The sequence below is a fragment of the Micromonospora sp. ATLC16 genome (assembly GCF_057196645.1).
Genome location: NZ_JBXUOW010000046.1, coordinates 20,700 through 41,547 on the forward strand (window position 1 = coordinate 20,700; position 20,848 = coordinate 41,547).

Consider the following 20,848-nt stretch of genomic DNA (forward strand, 5'->3'; position numbering starts at 1 on the left):
CTCACGCCGCTCATCCTGACCCGCCGGTCGTCCGAACCGCCCCCGATGGTGACGAGCCCGACAGCGCCTTCGATCCCTCTTGTGGGGAGCGTCCAGTGGTGCGGGAGGGGGGACTTGAACCCCCACATCCTTTCGGACAATAGGACCTAAACCTATCGCGTCTGCCGATTCCGCCACTCCCGCCGGCCTGAGTGATTCTAGAGCGACACCTGGCCGTGTCGAGCCCGGCCCTCCCTCGGGGAGGAGCAGAACGGTATCCGGTCCGTCCGTCGCTCCTGTGTCACCACCGGCCCGACGTGAGTCGCGCCGACCGGTACGCCAATTCAGTCCAGGCCGAGGTCGCGGCGCAGCTTGGCGACGTGGCCGGTGGCCTTGACGTTGTAGAGCGCCCGTTCGATACGGCCCTCCTCATCGAGGACGAAGGTGGAGCGGATCACGCCGGTGACGGTGCGGCCGTACAGCTGCTTCTCGCCGTACGCGCCGTAGGCGGTCAGCACTGTCTTGTCGGTGTCCGCGACCAGCGGAAAGGTGATCGCGTCGTGCTCGCGGAACTTCGCCAGCTTTTCCGGCTTGTCCGGTGAGATGCCCACCACCTCGTATCCGGCGGCCTGCAACGAGGCCAACGAGTCGCGGAAGTCGCAGGCCTGCTTGGTGCAGCCGGGCGTCATCGCGGCGGGGTAGGCGTACAGGATGACCTTGCGACCGCGCAGGTCGGCCAGGGCGAGCTGCCCACCGGTGTCGGTGGGCAGGCTGAACCCGGGCGCGGGGTCGCCGGGGGAGAGGCGGGTGGGTGCGGTCATGGCACGACCCTACCGTCGCGTGGCCCCGGCCCGGCCGGCACGCCACGAAGCGAGGCGTACCGCACTGTTGCCAGCTATTGGCAACAGTGCGGTGCGGGAAATACGCTCATCTCGGCCGGTGGACAGGGGTCTGCCGGCAGGTGGGAGGTCACGTGGAAATCCTGGCGATGCACATCTCCAACGGCATCATCAACGGTCCGGTCGCCGCGGTCTTCGCGGTGATCGCGGTGGCGGCGATGGCGTACTGCGTCATGCGTGGCCGGCAGGACCTGGACGACCGGCTGGCGCCGATGGCCGGCCTGGTCGCCGCGTTCATCTTCGCCGTGCAGATGCTCAACTTCCCGATTTTCTCCGCCGGGGTCAGTGGCCACCTGCTCGGCGGTGCGCTCGCCGCCATGCTGGTCGGGCCCTGGGTCGGCGCGCTCTGCGTGGCGGTGGTGCTGGTGGTGCAGGCTCTCGTCTTCGGTGACGGCGGCGTGGCCATGCTCGGGCTCAACATCACCAACATGGCCGTCGTCGGCATCGCCGTGGCGTATCTGCTGATCGCGCTGCTGCTCCGGGTGCTGCCGCGCACCCCGGCCGGGTTGGCGGTCACCGCCTTCGTCTCCGCGCTGGCCAGCGTGGTCGTCGCGGCGATGGGCTTCGTGTTGCAGTACCAGCTCGGCGGCACCACCGACCTCGGCGGCAACCTGGCCGGCCTGGCCGGCACCATGGCCGTGTCCCACCTGTTCATCGGCATCGGCGAGGGGCTGATCACGGCGACCACCGTGGTCACCGTGGCGAAGGTCCGCCCCGACCTGGTGTACGCGCTGCGCGCCCTGAAGCCGGCCGCGCCGGTGACCGTCCCGACCGTCGGAGGTGTCCGGTGAAAAAGTGGAGTTTCCTCGTCGGTGGGCTCATCGTCGCCCTGCTGCTGGCCGGCGTGGTCAGCAACTTCGCCTCGTCGCATCCGGACGGGCTGGACTCCTCACTGCGGGAGGGCTGCGCCTTCGACGCCGACGACGAGATCGCCGGCGGCAGTTGCCCGGCGCAGCAGGAGCGGGAGCACGAGATCGGCGGGCCGCTTGCCGACTACGGCATCGCCGGCCTGGACAACGACTTCCTCTCCACCGGGCTCTCCGGCGTGCTTGGCGTACTGCTCACCTTCGCCGTGGCCGGGGGCGCCTTCTGGCTGGTCCGCCGCCGGGAGCCGGCGGCGGAGAACGCGACCGGGGCGGAGCGCACCGACCCGGCCACCACGAGCGGCGGGTAGCAGAGGTGGGGGCCGGGCACGCCGACGTGCTGTACCGGGCGTCCGACTCGCCGGTGCACCGGCTACCACCGGAGGTCAAGATCGCGGCGATGGTGGCGTTCACCATCGCCGTGGTCGCCACCCCCCGCGAGGCGCTCTGGGCCTTCGGCGCGTACGCCCTGCTGATCGCGACCGTCGCGGCGCTGGCCCGGGTGAACGCCCGCTGGCTGCTCCTGCGCTCGACGATCGAGCTGCCGTTCGTGCTCTTCGCCTTCGCCCTGCCGTTCCTCGGCGCGGGCGAGCGGGTGGACGTGGCCGGGCTGCACCTGTCGGTCGACGGTCTCTACGGCGCGTGGAACATCATCGCCAAGGGCACCCTCGGGGTGTGGGCGTCGCTGCTGCTGGCGGCGACCACCAGCACCCGTGACCTGATCGTGGGGCTGGACCGGCTGCGCTGCCCGCAGATCCTCACCCAGATCGCCACCTTCATGCTGCGCTACCTCGACGTGCTGGTCGGCGAGGCACGGCGGATGCGTGTCGCCCGGATCTCCCGGGGCGACGACCCGCGCTTCGTGTGGCAGCTGCGCGGCTTCGCCGCCGGCATCGGGGCGCTGTTCCTGCGTGCCTTCGAGCGCGGCGAGCGGGTCTACCTGGCGATGCTGTCGCGCGGCTACACCGGCCGGATGCCGGCGGTGTGGCAGGGCACGGCAGCGGCGACCACCGGGCAGTGGCTGATCGCGGCCACCGTACCGGTCCTGGCGGGCACCGTCGCCGCCACGGCCGCCGTCCTGACATGATCGAAGCGTGCAGCTCACTCCGCCCAGCCTGGACGTCCGTGGTGTCCGGTACGCCTACCCCGACGGCCACGTCGCGCTGGACGGCGTCGACCTGACGGTGGCGCGCGGTGAGCGGATCGCGCTGCTCGGCCCCAACGGCGCCGGCAAGACCACGCTGGTGCTGCACCTCAACGGCATCCTGACGCCCACCGACGGCCAGATCGCGGTCGGTGGGCTGACAATCGGGCCGGACCGGGCGACGCTGGCGGAGATCCGCCGCCGGGTGGGTATCGTCTTCCAGGACCCGGACGACCAGCTCTTTCTGCCCACCGTCGGCGAGGACGTGGCGTTCGGGCCGGCCAACCTCGGGCTGCGTGGGCCGGAGCTGGCCTCCCGGGTGGAGGAGGCGCTGGCCGCGGTGGGCATGTCCGAGCACCGCGACCGGACCCCGCACCATCTCTCCTTCGGGCAGCGCCGTCGGGTGGCGGTGGCTACGGTGCTGGCGATGCGGCCGGAGATCCTGGTGCTCGACGAGCCGTCGTCCAACCTCGACCCGGCGGCGCGGCGGGAGCTGGCCGGCATCCTGCGCACCCTGCCGGTGACCCTGCTGATGGTCACCCACGACCTGCCGTACGCGTACGAACTCTGCGACCGCTCGGTCATCCTCGACGGTGGGCGGATCGTGGCCGACGGGCCGACCTCCGTCCTGCTGGACGACGAGGATCTGCTCGCCCGGCACCGGCTCGAACTGCCCTACCCGTTCCGTCCCGCGCCGGGGCGCACGCCGATCAGCGAGTAGCGGCCGTCGCGTGGCGGCCGGCGGCGTGCAGGCGCAGCAACGTGGCGGTCAGCGCACCGGCACCCCCTGCCAGCACGAGGACGACAAGCACCCGGGCGACAGTGGGCGGCCACGGCACCGGCAGCACCGCCCGGGCGAACCCGGCGATGTTCGTCACCCCGGCGAACAACGCCAGGCATGCCCCGGTGAGCGCGATCAGGAAATCGACGTGCGAGTGCGGTGTCGGCTCACCGGGGCCGGCCGTCGCGTGGCCGCCGCCGGTCATCGCCCGCGCCCCGGCGGCGATCGCCGCCAGGCCGGTCAGCAGGGTCCACACCGGACCGGTCAGCAGGCCGGCCAGCACGCCACCCAACCCCTGTGCCCCGGCGTCCAGCGCCCGCCCGAGGGCGAGCGCGACCGCCGCGGCCCCACCGACGATCAGCAGCCCGCCGAGAGCGATCAGCGCCCGCCGGCCGGGGTGGGAGGCCGCCGGCAGCACCCCGAGCGCGCCGACCGCCAGCGCGCCGACCACGGCCACCACCCACCAGGTGTACGCGTCCGGCGGCGGCACCCAGTCCAGGGTGCCGCGGATCTCCAGCGGTCCGTCCGCGCCGCGCAGCGGTACCACCCAGTCGCGTACCCGGTGCTCGCGGTCGGGCGCGGCGCGGACCTGGGCGGGCGGTTCCGCCTCGCGCCACAGGGCCCGCTGGTCGTGCCAGCGGGCCGTGGTCCCGCCGTCGACGCGATGCCAGCGCGGCTCGGCGGCCGGGTCGGCCTCGGCTGGCAGGGCGGTGTCACCGACGATGGTGCGGTTCAGGTACGTCGCGGGCGAGCGGGCGTTCTCGTAGACGCCGTCCGGACCGACCCGCACGTACGGCTCACCCGAGTAGCCGATCACCTCGACCGGCGTGTCGCCGGTGTTGGTCAGTTCCAGCCGGGCACCCGCCTCGATGACCCGTACCCGCAGGTCCGGGCGGCCCGCGTCGGTGACGGTCACCCGGTAGTCCGTCCCGTTCGGCGCGTCCGCCCCGTGGGCCAGGGCGGGGGCGGCGGTCGCGAGGACCGCGGTGACCGTGGCGGCGAGCAGCAGCCCGGCCCGGGTGAGCAGGGTCACCGGCCGGCCGCCTCCACCGCTGCGGTGATGTTCTCCGGCGTCCACTCCCGCACCGGCTCCCCGTCGACCAGGATGGTCGGCGTGCCGGAGACGTCGGCCCGGCTGGCCTCGGCGGTGACGTGCTCCGTCCACGGCTGGTACTTGCCGTCCCGGACGCAGCTGCCGAATGCGTCGCGGTCCAGTCCCACCTCGACCCCGATGTCGATCAACTCGTCGTTGCTGAGGCCGGCGCCGCCCTCCGGGGGCTGCCGCTCGAACAGCGCCTTGCTGAACTCGGTGAACTTGCCGCCCTCGGCGGCGCAGCCGGACGCGGCCGAGGACCGGGTCGAGTACTCGGTGCTGGAGTAACGGTTGAGGTAGGCCACCGGGTGATACACCACCCGCACCTTGCTGTCGGCGATCAACTGCTTGATGGTGGCGCCGCTGGTCTGCTCGAACTGCTTACAGGCCGGGCAGAGGTAGTCCTCGTAGATGTCGACGGTCACCGGCCCGGATCCGACCACGATGCCGGTGCCCGTGTCGTTGGCGCCCGGCGGCGCAGTGAACTCGTCGGACTCCTGACTGGACCAGACGCCCCAGCCGATCAGGCCGGCGATGACCAGCACCAGCACCGCGCTCAGGGAGATCCACAGGGTGCGCTTGCGGCGTCGCTCCTGGGCCATCTGCTCCCGGACCACCCGGGCCGCGTCCTTGCGTCCCTTGCGACTACTCATTGTCGTCCTCCACCGTTTCGCCCGTCAGCGCGCCGTCAGCGGAGACGGCGGTACGGGGCCAGATCAGCAGGAACCCGGCCAACGCCAGGAAGCCGATGTCCCGGAGGATCTCCGGGAGGTAGCTGGGGCTCTCCCCGGCCGGCAGCTCGCCGCCCACCCCGAAACAGCCGCAGTCGATGGCGAGTCCCCGCGACCAGGCCGAGGCGATGCCCGCGATGAAGACCAGCAGCAGGGCCGCGGAGACTCCGGCGGTCAGCCGGGTGGCCAGCCCGATCAGCAGCAGCAGGGCCAAGGCCAGCTCGACGAGGGGCAGTGTCGCGCCGACCACCATCGCCACGTCGTACGGCAGCACCTGGTAGGCGTTCACCGCGCGACCGGAGGCGGCCAGGTCGCCGACCTTCGACCAGCCTGCCCACAGCCACACGATGGCCAGGCCGAGCCGGACGGCGAGACCGAGCCAGGGGCGCCAGGTGCGCAGGTTGCGGTTCATCCGGCCAGCGCCTCGCCGACCGCGTCGACCAGCTCGGCCCGGGCTCGGGCCACCCGGGAGCGGATGGTGCCGACCGGCACTCCCTCCACCGCCGCGGCCTCGGCGTACGACAGGCCGAGCAACTGGGTAAGCACGAATGCCCCGCGCCGCTCGGCGGCCAGCCGGCGGACCAGGTCGCTCGCGCCGAGCTGACCGGCCGGGTCGGGGTGCGGCACGTCGGTCTGCGCCTGCGCGGTGAGCCGTTGATCGAGTCGCCGCCGCCGTACCACGGTGCGCAGGTGGTCGGCGCAGGTCCGGCGGGCGATGCCGAGCAGCCAGGTGCGCGCGCTGGACCGGCCGGCGAAGGCGGGCAGCGCGCGGAACGCCCGCAGGTACGTCTCCTGGGTGAGATCGTCGGCGCTGTCCGGATCGATCAGCGCTGCGGCGAAGCGCCACACCTCGGCCTGGGTGGCGCGTACGAAGGCGGCCTGGGCGACCGGGTCGCCGTCCCGGGCGGCCAGCGCCCACCGGGTGGCCGGGTCGTCGGTCGGGTCCGGCTCCCCGTGCTGCGACGTTCGCGGGGGTCGCCCGTCGGCGCGGTCCGGGCCGGCGGTGCCGGTGACGGCGGTGGCGGGGGTGTCGCGCGGGGCGGGGATCACGACAATCCAGGTTACGCGGCGGCACGGCGAACGGCAGGGACCTTCGGCCCTTCCATGGAATGCGCCACTCCGGGAACTTTTTCGGCGTTGTGACCGACTATGCGCCTATGACGTCCGGTCCGGTGCCCGCGCGCCCGCGCCCGGTCATGGGAAAGCGTGATCTATGGATGGGTCGGGCTCGCCTGGAACGGTTGTCGTCGGCGACCATGGGCGGCATGATTGCCGCCCATCGCCGCCGGTTCGCCCGGCTGGCCGCCACCGCCGGCCTGTTGACCGCCGTCGTGGCGTTGCTGCTCGTTCCCGCCAGCCCGGCCAGTGCCCACGCCGTGCTCTCCAGCAGCAGCCCGGCCGCCTCGGCCGTGGTGCCCGCGGCGCCGGCCGAGGTGGTGCTCACCTTCAGCGAGACGGTACGCAAGGTGCCGGACCGGATCCGGGTGATCGCGCCGGACGGGTCCCGTGCCGATCAGGGCGAGCCCACGTTCGCCGGCAGTGTGGTCAACATCCCCGTCGACACCGGTCGCGGTAACGGCACCTACCTGGTCACCTACCGGGTCATCTCCGCGGACAGCCACCCGGTCTCCGGCGCGTTCACCTACTCCGTGGGGGCACCCTCCGAGCCGCCGGTGGACAGCGGCGACGACGGCCAGGCCAACCCGGTGGTCGGCACCGCCGTGAAGGTCGCCAAGTTCATCGGCTACGCGGGACTGCTGCTGACCATCGGGCCGGCGCTGGTGCTCGCCCTGCTCTGGCCGCGCCGGCTGTCCCGAGGCGGGCCGGCCCGGCTGGCCTGGACCGGCCTCGGGCTGGTGGCGTCGGCCACGGTGGCGGCGGTCCTGCTCCAGGTGCCGTACACCAACGGTGGTGGAGTGTTCGACATCACCGCGGACGGGCTGAGCCTGGTGCTCGGCAGCGCCTTCGGCGCCGCCCACCTGATCCGCCTCGGTCTGCTGACTGCGGTGACGCTGCTGCTCCGGCCGTTGCTGGCCGGTTCGGTCGGCCGGACGGACCTGGTGATCCTCGGTGTGCTCGCCGTGGGCGCGCTGCTCACCTGGCCGATGGCCGGACACCCGGCAGCCTCGCCCGCTCCGGCGGTGTCGGTGCTCGTGGACGCGGTGCACCTGGGAGGCATGGCCGTCTGGCTGGGTGGGCTGGTGATGCTCGCCGTGTTCCTGCTGCCCCGCGCCGACGAGCGGGAACTGGGGGCGATCCTGCCGATCTGGTCACGGTGGGCGGCCCTGGCGGTCTCCGCGCTGCTGCTCGCCGGCACCGTTCAGGCCCTGATCGAGGTGGCCACCCCGGCGGCCCTGGTGAACACCACGTACGGCCGCCTGGTGCTGGCCAAGATCGGGCTCTTCGTACTCGTCATCGCGGTGGCCGCCTACTCCCGGCACCTGGTGCGCACCCGGGTCGCGGCCAGCCGACCGGCCCCGGTACGCCGGGCGATCTGGGCCGAGCTGACGATCACCGCGGTCGTGCTGGGGGTGTCGGCGACCCTGGTCCAGACGACCCCCGCCCGCAGCGTGGCGACGGACGTGTCCGCCGCCGACAGCGGATACTTCAGCACCACGGCGACCAGCTCGCTCTACTCCATGCAGATCGAGGTGTCGCCGGCCCGCCGGGGCAACAACTCGGTGCACCTGTACGCGTACACGCTGGAGAACCAGCCCCTGCCGGTCGTCGAGTGGCAGGTCACCGTGGCCCTGCCTTCGGCCGGGATCGAGCCGATCCAGGTGCCCCTGCTGCCGCTCACCGACAACCACGCCACCGGCGAGATCAGCCTGCCGGCGGCAGGCGAGTGGGAGCTGCTGGTCACCGCCCGTACCACCGAGATCGACCAGGCCACGGTGACCGCCACCGTGCCCGTCCGATAGAGAGGTTCCATCGATGCTCCGTCACCGGCGTTTCGCCGCCACCGCTGCCACCCTGACGCTCGGCGCCGTCGCCACGGCCGTGTTCGGTTTCGTGGCCCCGGCCTCCGCGCATGTCACGGTCGACCCGCGCGAGGCAACCCAGGGCGGCTACGGCCGGCTGGCGTTCCGGGTACCGAACGAGAGCGACACCGCGTCGACCACCAAGCTGGAGGTCTTCCTGCCGGAGAACGCGCCGCTCGGCTCGGTGTCGACCATGCCGGTGCCCGGCTGGACGGTGGCCGTGGAGAAACGGAAGGTCGATCCGCCGGTGCAGATGCACGGCAGCGAGATCACCGAGGTGGTGTCGAAGATCACCTGGACGGCCGGCGAGGGAGCCGCCGTCGCCCCGGGCACCTTCCAGGAGTTCCCGGTCTCCATGGGCCCGCTGCCCGAGATCGACCAGATGGTGTTCAAGGCGTTGCAGACCTACTCCGACGGTGCGGTGGTGCGCTGGATCGACGAGCCGCAGCAGCCCGGTGGCGAGGAGCCGGCCGCCCCGGCGCCGGTGCTCACCCTCACCGCTGCCGGCGCCGACACGCCGACGGACGCACCGACCGATGCGCCCGCTGCGGCACCGTCTGACGGCAGCGACGACGAGGACGGCAACGGCCTGGCGGTGGGCCTCGGTGTCGCCGGGCTGCTCGCCGGCCTCGGTGGGCTGGTGCTCGGCGGGTTGGCCTTCGCCCGTACCCGGCGTTCCAGCGGCGCGGTGCCGGGCGACGAGGCGGCCACTCCGACCTCCTGAGCGTCACCGCAGCCACAGGCCCGCCGGGTGATCCCGGCGGGCCTGTGCGCTTTCGGCGTCCGTGCCGTGGATATCCGCTGATTGGCGGGTCGGCGTAGGTAAGGTCGGCCGGGTGTCTGGCTACAGAGGGGAACAGGGCGCATGCGTTTCGTGTGGACGCTTACCGGAATGCTGCTGCTGACCGTCGGCACTGCCGCGCTGCTCGGCGCGGCCGCGCTTGGTCTGCTGACCGGTCACGCCGGCCCCGACGGGGCATTCACCGCCCGGTTCGAGACCGTGCAGACTCCGGGGCACGCGGTGGTGGTGACCGATCTCGACGCGCTCATCCGGCAGGAGGTGCCGTTCGCCCGGGGCGGGCAGGCCCGGCTGCGGCTGGACGCGCGTACTCCCGACGGGCCGGCGTTCGTCGGTCTGGCCCCGGCCGAGGAGGCGCAGCGTTGGCTGGCCGGCGCGCCGCACGCCGCGGTGCTCCGGATGTCGCTGGCCCGGGGGCCGCTGCCGGTCCGGCTGGCGCAGGTGACCCCGGCGGCGGGGACGCCGCCCACCGTCCCGGCCGCACCCGCCGCACAGACTTTCTGGGTACGCGCCGACCACGGCGTGCTCGAATGGAACCCCGACGACCTGGCCGGGCAGCGACTGAGTCTGGTGCTGATGCGACCCGACGGTGGGGCGGGGGTGACCCTCGACCTGCGTGCGGAACTGCGGGCCGGCTGGATCGCCCCGGCCACCTGGGGCTCACTCACCGGTGGGACGCTGCTGGTGATCCTCGCCGGATTGGTGCTGCTGCGGCCGGTGCGCCCGCGCGAGGTTGTCATCGTGGTCGAGCCCGACCAGGTGCCGGTGCTTGCCGGACGACTCGGGATCGGCTCGCTCGCCGGCCTGGGAGCTCCGGTGCCGCCCGGTCCCCGCAGGCTGCCCGAGCGTCAACTCGTCCCGGTCGCCGCCACGGTGCCCGCCACCACGAGCCGTCCCGCGATCGGCCCCGTCCCGCGCCCCGCCACCCTCGCCGAACTTCCCGACCCGGCTACCCCGCACCGCCCCCTCCGCCCACCCGCCCCACCCACCCCACCCACCTGACCCACCCACCCGCCGCGTGGATCATGCAGTTGTGGCAGGGACAAGAGGGCAGGAAAAGGGCGTATCAACGACCTTAACTGCATGATCGGCGAAGACGCGGGTGGGCGGCCCTCCGTGCTGCCGACGCGGAGGGCCGCCCTTCACCGGGGGATATCGGTGTCCGTGGGGTTTTGGTAACCCTGGGACCAGATTACCGATGAATGGGTGCCTCGGGAAGAGTGTCCGACTTTGCGTGCTGTCGGCCCGGGACGCGGGTACCGGGACGCACCGGCAGGACGACCAGCAGTACGAGGCAGAGCCACACGTACCCGTTGCGGAGCAGGAACTCCCACGGGCTGCCGGTGGGCGACGGCGTGATACCCCAGTCGTAGAAGGACACCACCCCGTACACGATGATCGCGGTGACGGCGACGGCGAGACTCAGCAGCCGGCGGCGTCGGCGTGCCCCGGCGACGGTGCGCGGATCGGTGCCCAGCGCCGCGTCGGCCAGGATCACCATCGCCGGGATGAACCAGTAGATGTGATGCGTCCAGGTGATCGGGCTGACCAGCGCCGCCACCAGGCCGGTCAGCGTCAGGCCGGTCAGCGCGTCTCCGGCCTGCGACGCCCGTACCGCCCGCCACAGCCCGTACCCGGAGACCACCGCGACCAGAAGCAGCCAGACCAGCCGGCTCGGCTCCTCCGGGGCGGTGAGCCGGCTCAGCACACCGAACAGTGACTGGTTGCCGGTGTAGTCGGTGCGGCCGACCCGGTCGGTCGCCCACAGCTCGTGCGTCCAGAACCGCCACGAGTCACCGGGCGCGACCGCCGCGGCGAGCAGGGTCGCCCCGGACGCGGTCACCCCGGCCACCACCGCCGCCCGCCATCGCCGGATGGCCAACAGGTAGATCACGAAGATGGCCGGAAACAGCTTGAGCGCCGCCGCCAACCCGACCCCCACCCCGGCCCAGCGGCTGTCGCGGGGTACGGCGAACAGCAGGTCGGCGAGGATCAGCACCACCAGCAGCATGTTGATCTGCCCGAAGGTGATCGTCTCCCGGGTGCTCTCCACGCCGAGCACGATCAGCACGCCCACCACGAGGGTGAACAGGTGGGGCAGGCGGTGGCGACGGATCACCGGGTCGAGCAGCCACCTGGTGGTGACCACCACGCCGAGCAGGGTCAGCCCGGTGAAGATCGCCACCGTGGCGCCCAGCTTCAACCAGGAGAACGGCAGCAGGAACAGAGCGGCGAAGGGCGGATAGGTGAAGTACAACTCCCCCTGCACCCGGTCCGGCTGCACGTAGTCGTAGAGTGGGTTGCCGGCGGCCCACCAGTCCATGGCCGCCATGTAGATCTTCAGGTCGAAGAAGTTGTGGGTGCGTCCCGGTAGGTAGAGAGCCGGGAGCACCGCCGCCAGCGCCAGCGCTCCCACGACCCGGCGGGCCGTACGGCTGCCCGGGTCGTCCAGATCGACGCTGGGTGGTGTGGCGGGTTCGGCGGGCACGGGGAAGACCCTAGCGGTCGGTGACTGTGGCGGCGCGAAGCCACGAGACTTGGGCTGCGCGTAGGCTGTCCCGGTGGCTGATCTTCTCGTCTGGATCGACTGTGAGATGACCGGGCTGGACCTCGGCGGTGACAAACTCATCGAAGTCGCCGCGCTGGTCACCGATCCCGATCTCAACGTGCTCGGTGACGGCGTCGACGTGGTGATCCACGCTGACGACGCCGCGCTGAACGCTATGCCCGAGATCGTCCGGACGATGCACGGCAAGTCGGGCCTGACCGACGAGGTACGCCGCTCCACCGTCACCCTGGCCGAGGCGGAGGACCGGGTGCTCGACTACGTCACCCGCCACGTCAAGGATCCGCGTACCGCCCCGCTCTGCGGCAACTCGATCGCCACCGACCGGGGCTTCATCGCCCGGGACATGCCCCGCCTCGACGCCCACCTGCACTACCGCATGATCGACGTCTCCTCGATCAAGGAGCTGTGCCGCCGCTGGTACCCCCGGGTGTACTTCGGTCAGCCGCAGAAGGGCCTGGCGCACCGGGCCCTGGCCGACATCCGGGAGAGCATCCGCGAGCTGGAGTACTACCGGCGCACCATCTTCGTACCCCTGCCCGGACCCGACGTGGAGAGCGCCAAGGCGATCGCTGGCGAACTTTGACCGCCCCCGGCCTGCCCTGCGGCTTGCCGGTCGCGGACTGGCCCCATCCCGGCGGCAACCCGCTGGACGTGGTCGGCCGGGGTGGGGGTATGATTTCACCGCACCCGCCCGGGCGATCGACCGGGCGCGGCGGCATGGTGGCTGTAGCTCAGTTGGCAGAGCACCGGGTTGTGGTCCCGGTTGTCGTGGGTTCAATTCCCATCAGTCACCCCATAGATCGGGCCCCCTCCACGGAGGGGGCCCGATCCTTTGTAGGGGAGTGCTGGGGGTAGCCGCGGAGTGGCCACCCAGCTCGCAGAGGCCGCCGTCGCGTGGGTGCTCAGGCGGTTGGGACCTCGCTCGACGTGGCGTCCGGGTCGGTCGTTCCGGGCTCCGTCGGCTCGTACGGCAGGGCGCTGCCCTTGACGTACTCCTCCCAGCTCATGTTCCAGTCGGTCCAGCCGTTGCCGAGCTGGAGCTTGCGCTCCGTGCCCTTGACGACGATCGGGTCACCGACCTTGGTGTTCTTGAACAGCCACGCGCCGTTGGCCATCGAGACGTTCACGCAGCCGTGCGAGACGTTCGTCGTCCCCTGCTGCCCCTCCGACCACGGTGCCGCGTGGATGAACTCGCCACCCCAGGTGAGCCGCTGCGCGTAGTCGATCTTCGTCCGGTACCCCTCATCGGGGCCCAGCTCGTCGTACGTGTCGAAGACCGTCTTTCGCAGCTTCTCTATCACCACCATGGTGCCGCTGGAGGACGGGGTGCTCTTCTTGCCCAGGCTCACCGGGATCGTCTTGATCTTCTTGCCGTTCTTGGTGACGGTCATCCGCTTGGTGCGGTTGTCCACCGTCATCAGCAGCTTCGGGCCGATGGCGATGTCGACGGTCAGGTCGGTCCGGCCGTACCAACCGTCGCCCAACGGCAGCCCGCCGGCCTGCACCCGGTACGACACCTTGCTGCCGGCCTGCCAGAACTCCTTCGGCCGGTACCGGATCTCGGTGGGGCTGACCCAGTGCCAGCTGCCCTCCTGGGCCGGCTCCGAGGTCACCGTCATCCGGCGCTGCAGGTCGGCGCGGTACTCCTCCGGAATCTCCCGACCGAATTTCATGATCAGTGGCATGGCCACCCCGACCGTCTGGTCGTCGCCGAGGAAACTACTGATCCGTACCTGCTTCTCCGGCTCCTCCATCACGGTGAAGGCGCTGGTCGCGGTTGCCGGCAGGTCGTCGTCGCCGGTCGCGGTGACGGTGGCGGTGTACGAGGCGCCGTAGGTCAACGCCTTCGACGGCAGCCAACTGCGGCCGTCGGTGGCGAGGTCGCCCTCGATCGCCTCACCCTCTGCGTCGGTCAACTCGACAGTGACGTCCTCGGCCTGCTCGGCGGCGAAGGCGATCGCCGCCGACGCCGGCACGTCCGTGGCATCCGCGGCCGGCTCGCTGATGCTCACCGACGCCTTCGCGGCCGGCTGATCGGCCCCGTCCTGCCACCCCGGCCCCTTGCCGCCATCCTTACCGCCGGTGCAGGCGGAGGTCAGTGCCAACGTCACGGCGAGCAGGCCCGCGACGAGCACCCCCCGCCTCCGGTTGCGCTGGTCGCGAATCCGCATGGTGTCCTCACAGTCGTGGTCCGCTTCCCGTCCACATCACTGACGCGCCAGTTCACGTACCCGTTGCGACAAGTGAACCGAAACACGTGGAGCGGGATATCCGGATAGTGACATATTTAGTCCGGTCAGACGGCCGGACCGGCGCCACCGTCCGGAACTGGCAGCGCACTGCCCTTGACGAACTCCGACCAGCTCAGGTTCCACGCGGTCCAACCATTGCCGGCCGCCAGCTTACGTTCGGTGCCGGTGATGGTGATCGGATCGCCGATCTTCGTACGTTGGAAGAGCCAGCGGGCGTTCGCCATCGAGACGTTGACGCAGCCGTGGGAGACATTCTGCCGCCCCTGGACGTGCTCCGACCAGGGTGCCGCATGGATGTACTCGCCGCCCCAGGTGAGTCGCTGGGCGAACTCGATGTCCGTGACGTACCGATTCTCCGGATCCGGGTCGTCCATCGTGTCGAAGACTGTCGCTTCCTTCTTCTCCATCACCACCAGGGTGCCGCTGGACGAGGGGGTCTTCTTCTTGCCCAGGCTGACCGGCAACGTCTTGATCAGCTGCCCGTCCTCGTACACCCGCATCCGCTTGTCCGAGTTGGTCACCTTCATCTCGAAGGCCGAGCCGATCTTCGCGGTGGCGTTGCGGTCGACGTTACCGAACCGACCGTTGCTCAGCGGAATGCCGGCCAGGGCGATGCGTACGGTCAGCTTGGTGCCGGCCTTCCAGTACTCCGGCGCGCGGTAGTACGCCTGCGTACCGTTGCTCACCCAGTGCCAGGCGCCCGGCTGCGGCGGGTCGGACTGTACGAACATCCGCTTCTGCACCTTGGCCCGGTCCTTCTCCGGGATGCCCGGATGGAACTCCGCCACCACCGGCATCGCCACCCCGTACGTCCGGTCGTCGAACAGGTACAGCCCAGACGTGATCATCGAGCCCGGCTTCGCCATCGTGGTGAACGTGCTGGTGCCCTCGCTCACCGCGCCGTCCGGCCCCTTCGCGGCGACCGTGACGGTGTAGCGGGTCGACCACCTCAACGGGGCCGACGGAACCCACGAAGACCCGTCCGTACGCAGCTTGCCCTCGACCGTATTGCCTTCCTCGGTCCTGAGGGTGACCTGCGACACCTCACCGCCGTCCGGCAGCTTCGCGCCAATCTCCACGCTGACCGGTCGGTTCTTCGCCCCGTCGGCCGGGCTCACCGTCAGCGGCGGGCCACTCGGCACCTCCGGCACCTCCGGCGCCTTCGGCGCCTCCGGTGCCCCCGACGTCTCCGTCCCGGATGCCCCTGGCGTCTGACCGGGCACGAACTCAGCCGGTGCGCGATCCTCGCCGCAGCCCGACAATGCCAGCGACGCCACCAGCCCCAGGGCGCTCAACAACGCCCCGGCCCGCGCGAACCTGCCCATGCCCACCCCTGTCGTTGCGCACCTGGCGGACATCGTGCCGCATCGCTGCCGCCCGGCATCACCCCGGTCCCACACTTTGCAAGGGGTTCTCGCCAAATGCCCGGAAAGCTCGACCGAAGGGAGGACCCAGGGATCTGATTGGAACCCGGTTCAGAGTGCATGCTAATGTTTCCCCCGTTGTCAGCGAGCGCCGCTAGCTCAACTGGCAGAGCAGCGGACTCTTAATCCGCGGGTTCGGGGTTCGAGTCCCTGGCGGCGCACCAACGAGCAAGGCCCTGACCTGGTAGAACTCTGCCAGTCGGGGCCTTTTTCGCGTACGCGGGTGGTGGCTGGTCGCTCGGTGGGTGCTCGGGGGCCGTTGGATCTGCTCGGCGTCGGTTGGACGCGGTCGGCTCCTCATGGACGCCCGGCCAGATCACCAGTTGTCTCCCGTCTGATTCGGTCGATGAACTGGTTGGCGTGTCGCCGGCTGGTGAGTGCGAGGTGGGTGAGCGGCGCGTCGAGGATCTGCGCGAGTTGCCGGGCGACGGTGGATTTGCCGCTGCCACCGCAGCCGATGATGGCGATTCGGTCCACGGCTTTCCACGCTAGCGGCGAGACGCGCCGGGCCTGGCGCGACACGGTGGCTGGCTCGTTTGCGGTCAGCCGTGGCCGGAAGCGGCCGGTCAAGATTTGTGGGCGAGCTGGGCCGCTGTCTCGAGAGCCACCGTCCAGGGGAAGGCTTTCTGCCGCTCGTTGCCGCTGCCGGGCGGGTGCGGCTCCCATAGGTCGTCGGGGCCGAGCAGGAGGCGTACCCCTTCGTCGCGGAGGCTGGCCACGGCGCGCCGGAAGGGCGCTCGCGCGGCGAGGGCGCCGTTGACGAACGGGACGATGACGATCGGCACCTGCCTGCCGATCAGCTCGGCGACCGAGGTCATGGCGTAGTTGTCTGCCAGGCCGAGGGCGATCTTGTTGATCGAGTTGTAGGTCGCGGGGGCGATGACCAGGGCGTCGGTGTCGGGAAGCGACCTCCGGCCGCCGGGCGACGACTGGTAGGTCGACCGCACCGGATGACCGGTGAGGCTTTCGAGCGGCTGCGGGTCGATGAAGTCCATTCCACTCGGTGTGGCCGTGACCGCCGCTGTCCAGGAGCGGTCCTGTGCTGCCCTGACGAGCTGGGCTACATCGGCAGCCGGACCGGCACCGCAGACGACGATTTGCAGGTGACCGCCGGTCATAGCCGGATCCCGGCGTTGCGGGCGAAACCGGCAGCGGCGGTGCGGACCGACCCCGTGGCGAGCATGGCGAGGTCGCCAGCGATGCGTTGGACCGCCGGCCGGCAGCGGATCTCCTCGGGTGCAACCTCGTACGCGGTGCGCAGCGCGTTGAGGCCGTGCTCGTAGCGTCCCCACTGCGTGTAGGCGCGTGCGACGTCGACGTACAGAGACGCCCGGCGCTCAGCCAGGGTCACCTTGTCCAGCGGCACGGTGCGGGCGATCGCGATGGCCGTTCCGGCGTCGCCGAGGGTCAGCGCGATGTTGACCCGGTGCAGTAGGACATTGGTGGCCCCGAAGCCGGTCCACCGATCGTTGCCGTCGTAGCCGAGTCGGGTCGCGGCGCGGGTTGCCTCATCGAGCATCGCGTGCGCGGTGCCCCGGTCGTCGCGGCGGGCGGCGGCAATGGCCCCTCGGAGGACGAGGGCGCCGTAGACGGCCACCGCATCGGACGACGCGAGGCGGGTGTCCCGGTCGAGCGAGTCGGCGGCGTTGCCTGCGAGGGTCACCGCTTGGGCGTCGTGGCCGTTGACCATGAGCGCGTGGGTCATGATCCGGGCGCTCGCGGCGATCGCCACCGGATCCTGGCTCTTGACCGCGGCCCGGTTGCTCCGTTCGGCCGCTACCAGGGCCATCCCCTGATCGCCAACCTTGAGCAGGACACTGCCGGCGACGTGGTGCAGCTCGGCGGCCAGCACCTCGACCTGCGAGCGCTGTTCGCCCGCTACGCCGGACCGCACCGCATCGAGGGACGGCAGTAACGCCACCAGCCGATCGAGTACGTGCGCGTACCGGCATGCCTGATAGTCGGTTTTGGCACCGGCGACAGCCCGGGACAGCTGCGGTAAGGACAGTGCCCCACCGTCGGCGTGCGCTGGCGCGACGAGGGCGTCGAGCAGCGACGCCACGTTGGGCGCGGCGGCGACACCAATCGCCGCTCCGCGTAGAAGCTGCCTGCGCCGCACGTCACCATCCGAGCCTGAGTCACCGTCTCCGTTATCGCCAGTATCCGCATCCCGGCCGGTGTCCGGCCGACCCGCACCCACAAGTGCACCGTCGGTGCCGGCCACGCGCAACGCGTCGAAGCGTTCCCGTACCTCAGGTGTGGCGCGGGACAGCACGGTGTCCAGCGCGGCCTGCATGTCCGCACGGGGGAGCACTTTGTCGCCCTGGCTGCTCCACTTGGCCACGGTCCGCCGCGCCGCGCCGAGGTGCTCGGCGAAGGCGGTCACGCTCATCCGCAACGCCTTGCGCAGCGCGTTCGCGTCCTGACCGGTCCAGGTCGTCACCGTAGCCATCGCACGTCCTTCCGGAACGGACAGTCACCGGTGGACGTGATGGTAGCCGCACACGCGGTGACCACAGGTGCACCGCCGGTGCACCGGCGAGACATTCCGTCTGTGCACGGCCCAAGCGAGCCTGGATGTGCCGGCGCGCCCGATCTCCAGCGGCGGGACGGTGGGCCAGCGGCAGCTTCACGGCAAGGAGATCCAGATGGACGTGCCAATGGGCGACAGGTCGGAACGCGACCCGACGCACCGGCAAGTGCTCGCGCCGGGCACTCCGTCGAGCGCACGGGTGACTCCCCGTCCGCGTACCGCCAGCAGGGCTGCGTGGGCGGGTGACCGGCGGTCTGCTCCCCACCGCTGGCCGACGGTGGTGGGGTGGCGGGAACGCGGCCAACCCCACCTCGAACCGATGCCGGCATCGGCCGGGGGCCGGCTATGACCGTGTACGTGTCGCGGTACGCCGTGACCGGCGAGCTGGCGACAGACCGCGCAGCGGTGGTCCCGGCGGCGGTGGGACCGGGCTCGGCCGACCCACCGCTGTTGACGCACGTCTGGTGGGTCTTGTTCGAGCAACAGGCACGGAAGCACCGCCGCCGATGAGTACGGACGGGACCGGTGTGGCCGAGCAGCACCGGCCCGTGCCGGCGGAGCATCTGCCGTTGCGTCCGCTCTGGCTGTGTCGCCGCTGCGGGCAGCCCTGGCCCTGCGGACGGGCGCGGCTCATACTGGTCGCCGAGTACCGCGACAACACAGTCGGTCTCTTCCTCTACCTAGCCGGCCTACTCGCTGAGGCCATCGACGATCTCCACCAGCTCACCCCGAGCACCGGCGGCGACGTCACGCACCTGTTCGAACGGTTCCTCGGCTGGCCCGCCCGCCGCCACGGCGGGGCCGAATCGCCGCGCTGACCGGGATCTCCCACCGTCTAACCGCTCTCCTTCCACCGCCTTCTCGACCGCGACCACTGACCGCGTACTTGCTCTGCGACGTCTGGTGGCGTTGGAGCCGTGCCGGTAGGTTCAACCCTCCTGAGAGCTCTCGTGGCCAGGTGGAGGGATCCGGCAGCGTGTCGCACGTCGAGAAGATCACTACGGAGCTACGTACGCTGTCCGCCGGGGTCGAGCGCGCGCAGGGTCTGGCTGCGGCTGTTGATCAGCAGGCGCAGGAGATCGGGCTGCGCGCGGCGGGTGCCGGGTTCGCCGCGGTTGCTGCCGGTGTGGCGCGGGTGCGCGGAGCCGTCGCCACCATCCGGGGTGGACTGGGTGGTCTGGCCGGGGCTGTCGGTGATGCCGCGAAGGTGGCCGCTGGTGTTCCGGAGCAGGCCAGTCCGGGGGAGACGATCAGCGGGCTGACTCCGGTGCAGAGTGCGGTTGACGGTATCCGTGACCAGACGGCCGCGACCATCACCCAGGTTGGTGAGGCGCAGCAGCTTGTCGTCGGGGTTTTGCAGGGTGGGCAGCCGGGGCCGCTGCTGCAGGCTCTGGAGAGCGTCAAGCAGGTGCTTGTCCTGCTGGTTCAGCGCACCGCCACGACCCGCCAGGCGGTTGACGCGGCGATCGGCGAGGCACGCCAGTTGGGAAACTGAGCGGGGCTGGCGGTGCCGTACCGACCAGCCCTGCCTCGGTTCCCACACCGTCCCCCGGCAGGGGCGTGACGACGCCGTGGACGCGCAAGCCGACCGGAGAGCACGGCGGCTCGCCCACCGGCCGGCGTACCCGGATCCCTCCGAGGGAGGACGCGCGCGTGCGGCGCTCCCTGGAGCTGGAGAACCAGTGCGCCGATACCGTCGCTGCAGAGGGATACCTGCTCCACCAGAACCCGACCCGGCAGGAGGTCGCTGACGCCCGTCTCGGTACCGGTGATTCCGGGAAACCGGGCAAGGATCCCGACTACCTGATCGAGGGACACGTCTTCGACTGTTACTCCCCGATGCCGGCCAAGAGTGTGCGAGGCGTGTGGAGCGGGGTATCCGACAAGATCACCAGCGAGCAGACCCAACGGGTGGTGGTCAACCTCCACGACTGGCGTGGCGATCTCCCGGCGTTGCAGAGGCAGTTCGACGACTGGCCGATCGCAGGGTTGAAGGAACTGGTGGCGGTGACGCGCAGCGGCGAGATAATCCAGATCCTGCGACGAGACTGAGGGGCTACCCATGGCGACCGAGTACCGCTTGACGCTGGCCGGCGACATTCCTCTCGATGCGCTGGCCGGCGTCGTCGCCCCAGACGGTGTTGACGAGTCGGCGGCAGATGGCAGGCCCCGGGTGCTGAGTGCGGACCTCAGCGATCGATGTGGTTACACGGTGAGCATCCACGCCGGATCCCACGGATACTTCGAGGCCGAAGATGGTGACGGCTCGATGTGGGAGTGGGAACCGGAGCGGTACGTCACCATCGGCTTCCGGCTGCGCAAGGACGAGTCCTCCGAGCGGGCGACGCGGGAGATGCTGGCGTCCGTGGCCCGGGTCCTGGGCGAGCGGTCGGAGGACGCCGCGCTGATCCTCGACGCCGACTGGCTGCTGCTGACCCGCTTCTCGGGAACGCTGCGCAGGCACGTACCGAGTTGGTGGGGCGTGCACGGCGGGGAAGATCTTGTCGACCGGTGAGTGGTTCGGAGCCGGTCGTCGGCGATGACGCCGCTGGCGTGAGGACACCTCACCGGCTTCGTGTGCAGGGGGCGACCTCTATGTCCCGGTACCGGGCTGCGGCCGAGGCTCCGTGTTGACGACTAACTGTTCGAGGTCGCGACTCCATCCTCGAGGTAGACACCGCCACGGCCGATACAGATCTTGAATGGCCAGGTTCGTCCACTGTGGGTCGGCGTGTCGGCGTGATCTTCGTTGGTGATCGTTGTAGGCCGGGGTGATGAGGTATCCCGATGGAGGTGGGTT

24 protein-coding genes and 3 tRNA genes are annotated in these 20,848 nt (G+C 70.9%); 15 read left to right on the top strand and 12 right to left on the bottom strand.

Going from position 1 to position 20,848, the window contains the following annotated elements; translation table 11 throughout:
- Positions 1 to 96: 96 nt before the first annotated feature.
- Both AC2CHE_RS18865 and bcp read right to left on the bottom strand, forming a co-directional pair.
- A tRNA-Leu gene (locus AC2CHE_RS18865) sits at positions 97 to 183 on the bottom strand.
- A 140-nt stretch (positions 184 to 323) separates the two neighbouring features.
- Complete coding sequence (gene bcp / locus AC2CHE_RS18870) at positions 324 to 800, bottom strand: thioredoxin-dependent thiol peroxidase (protein WP_484506216.1); 477 nt, start codon at positions 798 to 800, stop codon at positions 324 to 326.
- 152 nt (positions 801 to 952) lie between these two features.
- Between bcp and AC2CHE_RS18875 the strand changes: the two genes are divergently transcribed.
- From AC2CHE_RS18875 to AC2CHE_RS18890, 4 genes are read left to right on the top strand one after another with little or no spacing between them, the layout of a single operon-like run.
- A complete protein-coding gene (locus AC2CHE_RS18875; protein WP_484506217.1) occupies positions 953 to 1,669 on the top strand; it encodes an energy-coupling factor ABC transporter permease in 717 nt (238 codons plus the stop codon).
- The gene (locus AC2CHE_RS18880; protein ID WP_484506218.1) at positions 1,666 to 2,052 is read left to right on the top strand and encodes a PDGLE domain-containing protein; all 387 of its coding nucleotides are present in this window, start codon (positions 1,666 to 1,668) and stop codon (positions 2,050 to 2,052) included. Before AC2CHE_RS18875 ends, AC2CHE_RS18880 begins: the two co-directional genes overlap by 4 nt.
- Before the next feature lie 5 nt (positions 2,053 to 2,057).
- Positions 2,058 to 2,828 (top strand): cobalt ECF transporter T component CbiQ, encoded by a 771-nt coding sequence (gene cbiQ / locus AC2CHE_RS18885; RefSeq protein ID WP_484506219.1) that lies wholly within the window; start codon positions 2,058 to 2,060, stop codon positions 2,826 to 2,828.
- A 7-nt stretch (positions 2,829 to 2,835) separates the two neighbouring features.
- On the top strand, positions 2,836 to 3,606 hold the full coding sequence (locus AC2CHE_RS18890) for an energy-coupling factor ABC transporter ATP-binding protein (protein WP_484506220.1): 771 nt from the start codon (positions 2,836 to 2,838) through the stop codon (positions 3,604 to 3,606).
- On the opposite strand, the gene AC2CHE_RS18895 is transcribed toward AC2CHE_RS18890, so the two are convergent.
- From AC2CHE_RS18895 to AC2CHE_RS18910, 4 genes are read right to left on the bottom strand one after another with little or no spacing between them, the layout of a single operon-like run.
- On the bottom strand, positions 3,596 to 4,699 hold the full coding sequence (locus AC2CHE_RS18895) for a hypothetical protein (protein ID WP_484506221.1): 1,104 nt from the start codon (positions 4,697 to 4,699) through the stop codon (positions 3,596 to 3,598). The two genes, AC2CHE_RS18890 and AC2CHE_RS18895, sit on opposite strands and share 11 nt — an antisense overlap.
- Positions 4,696 to 5,412, bottom strand: a complete 717-nt coding sequence (locus tag AC2CHE_RS18900) for a DsbA family protein (RefSeq protein WP_484506222.1) — start codon at positions 5,410 to 5,412, stop codon at positions 4,696 to 4,698. The genes AC2CHE_RS18895 and AC2CHE_RS18900 overlap by 4 nt, the downstream gene beginning before the upstream one ends.
- Positions 5,405 to 5,902: a MauE/DoxX family redox-associated membrane protein gene (locus tag AC2CHE_RS18905; protein ID WP_484506223.1), complete on the bottom strand. Its 498-nt coding sequence runs from the start codon at positions 5,900 to 5,902 to the stop codon at positions 5,405 to 5,407. Before AC2CHE_RS18905 ends, AC2CHE_RS18900 begins: the two co-directional genes overlap by 8 nt.
- Positions 5,899 to 6,540 (bottom strand): sigma-70 family RNA polymerase sigma factor, encoded by a 642-nt coding sequence (locus tag AC2CHE_RS18910; protein ID WP_484506224.1) that lies wholly within the window; start codon positions 6,538 to 6,540, stop codon positions 5,899 to 5,901. Before AC2CHE_RS18910 ends, AC2CHE_RS18905 begins: the two co-directional genes overlap by 4 nt.
- 206 nt (positions 6,541 to 6,746) lie before the next feature.
- On the opposite strand from AC2CHE_RS18910, the gene AC2CHE_RS18915 reads away from it, so the two are divergent.
- From AC2CHE_RS18915 to AC2CHE_RS18925, 3 genes are all read left to right on the top strand, one after another.
- The gene (locus AC2CHE_RS18915) at positions 6,747 to 8,411 is read left to right on the top strand and encodes a copper resistance CopC/CopD family protein (protein ID WP_484506239.1); all 1,665 of its coding nucleotides are present in this window, start codon (positions 6,747 to 6,749) and stop codon (positions 8,409 to 8,411) included.
- Between the two features lie 13 nt (positions 8,412 to 8,424).
- Positions 8,425 to 9,195, top strand: a complete 771-nt coding sequence (locus AC2CHE_RS18920; RefSeq protein WP_484506225.1) for a YcnI family copper-binding membrane protein — start codon at positions 8,425 to 8,427, stop codon at positions 9,193 to 9,195.
- Between the two features lie 141 nt (positions 9,196 to 9,336).
- Positions 9,337 to 10,272, top strand: a complete 936-nt coding sequence (locus AC2CHE_RS18925) for a hypothetical protein (RefSeq protein WP_484506226.1) — start codon at positions 9,337 to 9,339, stop codon at positions 10,270 to 10,272.
- Between the two features lie 190 nt (positions 10,273 to 10,462).
- Here AC2CHE_RS18925 and AC2CHE_RS18930 read toward each other — a convergent pair whose 3' ends face one another.
- Positions 10,463 to 11,758 (bottom strand): glycosyltransferase family 87 protein, encoded by a 1,296-nt coding sequence (locus AC2CHE_RS18930; protein ID WP_484506227.1) that lies wholly within the window; start codon positions 11,756 to 11,758, stop codon positions 10,463 to 10,465.
- A 73-nt stretch (positions 11,759 to 11,831) separates the two neighbouring features.
- Between AC2CHE_RS18930 and orn the strand changes: the two genes are divergently transcribed.
- Positions 11,832 to 12,422, top strand: a complete 591-nt coding sequence (gene orn, locus AC2CHE_RS18935) for an oligoribonuclease (RefSeq protein WP_484506228.1) — start codon at positions 11,832 to 11,834, stop codon at positions 12,420 to 12,422.
- A gap of 137 nt (positions 12,423 to 12,559) precedes the next feature.
- Positions 12,560 to 12,635, top strand: a tRNA-His gene (locus AC2CHE_RS18940).
- 106 nt (positions 12,636 to 12,741) lie between these two features.
- Here the strand turns inward: AC2CHE_RS18940 and AC2CHE_RS18945 are convergent.
- Together AC2CHE_RS18945 and AC2CHE_RS18950 are read right to left on the bottom strand one after the other, a co-directional pair.
- The gene (locus AC2CHE_RS18945) at positions 12,742 to 14,010 is read right to left on the bottom strand and encodes a L,D-transpeptidase (RefSeq protein ID WP_484506229.1); all 1,269 of its coding nucleotides are present in this window, start codon (positions 14,008 to 14,010) and stop codon (positions 12,742 to 12,744) included.
- 125 nt (positions 14,011 to 14,135) lie between these two features.
- Entirely contained in the window at positions 14,136 to 15,416 is a 1,281-nt protein-coding gene (locus AC2CHE_RS18950) for a L,D-transpeptidase (protein ID WP_484506230.1), read from the bottom strand.
- A 187-nt stretch (positions 15,417 to 15,603) separates the two neighbouring features.
- On the opposite strand from AC2CHE_RS18950, the gene AC2CHE_RS18955 reads away from it, so the two are divergent.
- Positions 15,604 to 15,679 (top strand) — tRNA-Lys (locus AC2CHE_RS18955).
- 133 nt (positions 15,680 to 15,812) lie between these two features.
- Here the strand turns inward: AC2CHE_RS18955 and AC2CHE_RS18960 are convergent.
- From AC2CHE_RS18960 to AC2CHE_RS18970, 3 genes are all read right to left on the bottom strand, one after another.
- The gene (locus AC2CHE_RS18960; RefSeq protein ID WP_484506231.1) at positions 15,813 to 15,992 is read right to left on the bottom strand and encodes a hypothetical protein; all 180 of its coding nucleotides are present in this window, start codon (positions 15,990 to 15,992) and stop codon (positions 15,813 to 15,815) included.
- 89 nt (positions 15,993 to 16,081) lie between these two features.
- Positions 16,082 to 16,633 (bottom strand): flavoprotein, encoded by a 552-nt coding sequence (locus AC2CHE_RS18965; protein ID WP_484506232.1) that lies wholly within the window; start codon positions 16,631 to 16,633, stop codon positions 16,082 to 16,084.
- Positions 16,630 to 17,967 (bottom strand): hypothetical protein, encoded by a 1,338-nt coding sequence (locus AC2CHE_RS18970; protein ID WP_484506233.1) that lies wholly within the window; start codon positions 17,965 to 17,967, stop codon positions 16,630 to 16,632. Before AC2CHE_RS18970 ends, AC2CHE_RS18965 begins: the two co-directional genes overlap by 4 nt.
- A gap of 426 nt (positions 17,968 to 18,393) precedes the next feature.
- Here AC2CHE_RS18970 and amcA point away from each other — a divergent pair, with 426 nt between their 5' ends.
- The 5 genes from amcA to AC2CHE_RS18995 all read left to right on the top strand — a co-directional run bounded on the left by amcA (position 18,394) and on the right by AC2CHE_RS18995 (position 20,563).
- Complete coding sequence (gene amcA / locus AC2CHE_RS18975) at positions 18,394 to 18,558, top strand: multiple cyclophane-containing RiPP AmcA (RefSeq protein WP_484506234.1); 165 nt, start codon at positions 18,394 to 18,396, stop codon at positions 18,556 to 18,558.
- A complete protein-coding gene (locus tag AC2CHE_RS18980) occupies positions 18,555 to 18,866 on the top strand; it encodes a hypothetical protein (RefSeq protein ID WP_484506235.1) in 312 nt (103 codons plus the stop codon). Before amcA ends, AC2CHE_RS18980 begins: the two co-directional genes overlap by 4 nt.
- 158 nt (positions 18,867 to 19,024) lie before the next feature.
- Positions 19,025 to 19,543, top strand: a complete 519-nt coding sequence (locus tag AC2CHE_RS18985; RefSeq protein ID WP_484506236.1) for a DUF6244 family protein — start codon at positions 19,025 to 19,027, stop codon at positions 19,541 to 19,543.
- Between the two features lie 158 nt (positions 19,544 to 19,701).
- The gene (locus AC2CHE_RS18990; RefSeq protein WP_484506237.1) at positions 19,702 to 20,100 is read left to right on the top strand and encodes a CdiA C-terminal domain-containing protein; all 399 of its coding nucleotides are present in this window, start codon (positions 19,702 to 19,704) and stop codon (positions 20,098 to 20,100) included.
- Positions 20,101 to 20,110: 10 nt separating this feature from the next.
- A complete protein-coding gene (locus AC2CHE_RS18995) occupies positions 20,111 to 20,563 on the top strand; it encodes a SitI3 family protein (RefSeq protein WP_484506238.1) in 453 nt (150 codons plus the stop codon).
- Positions 20,564 to 20,848: the final 285 nt, after the last annotated feature.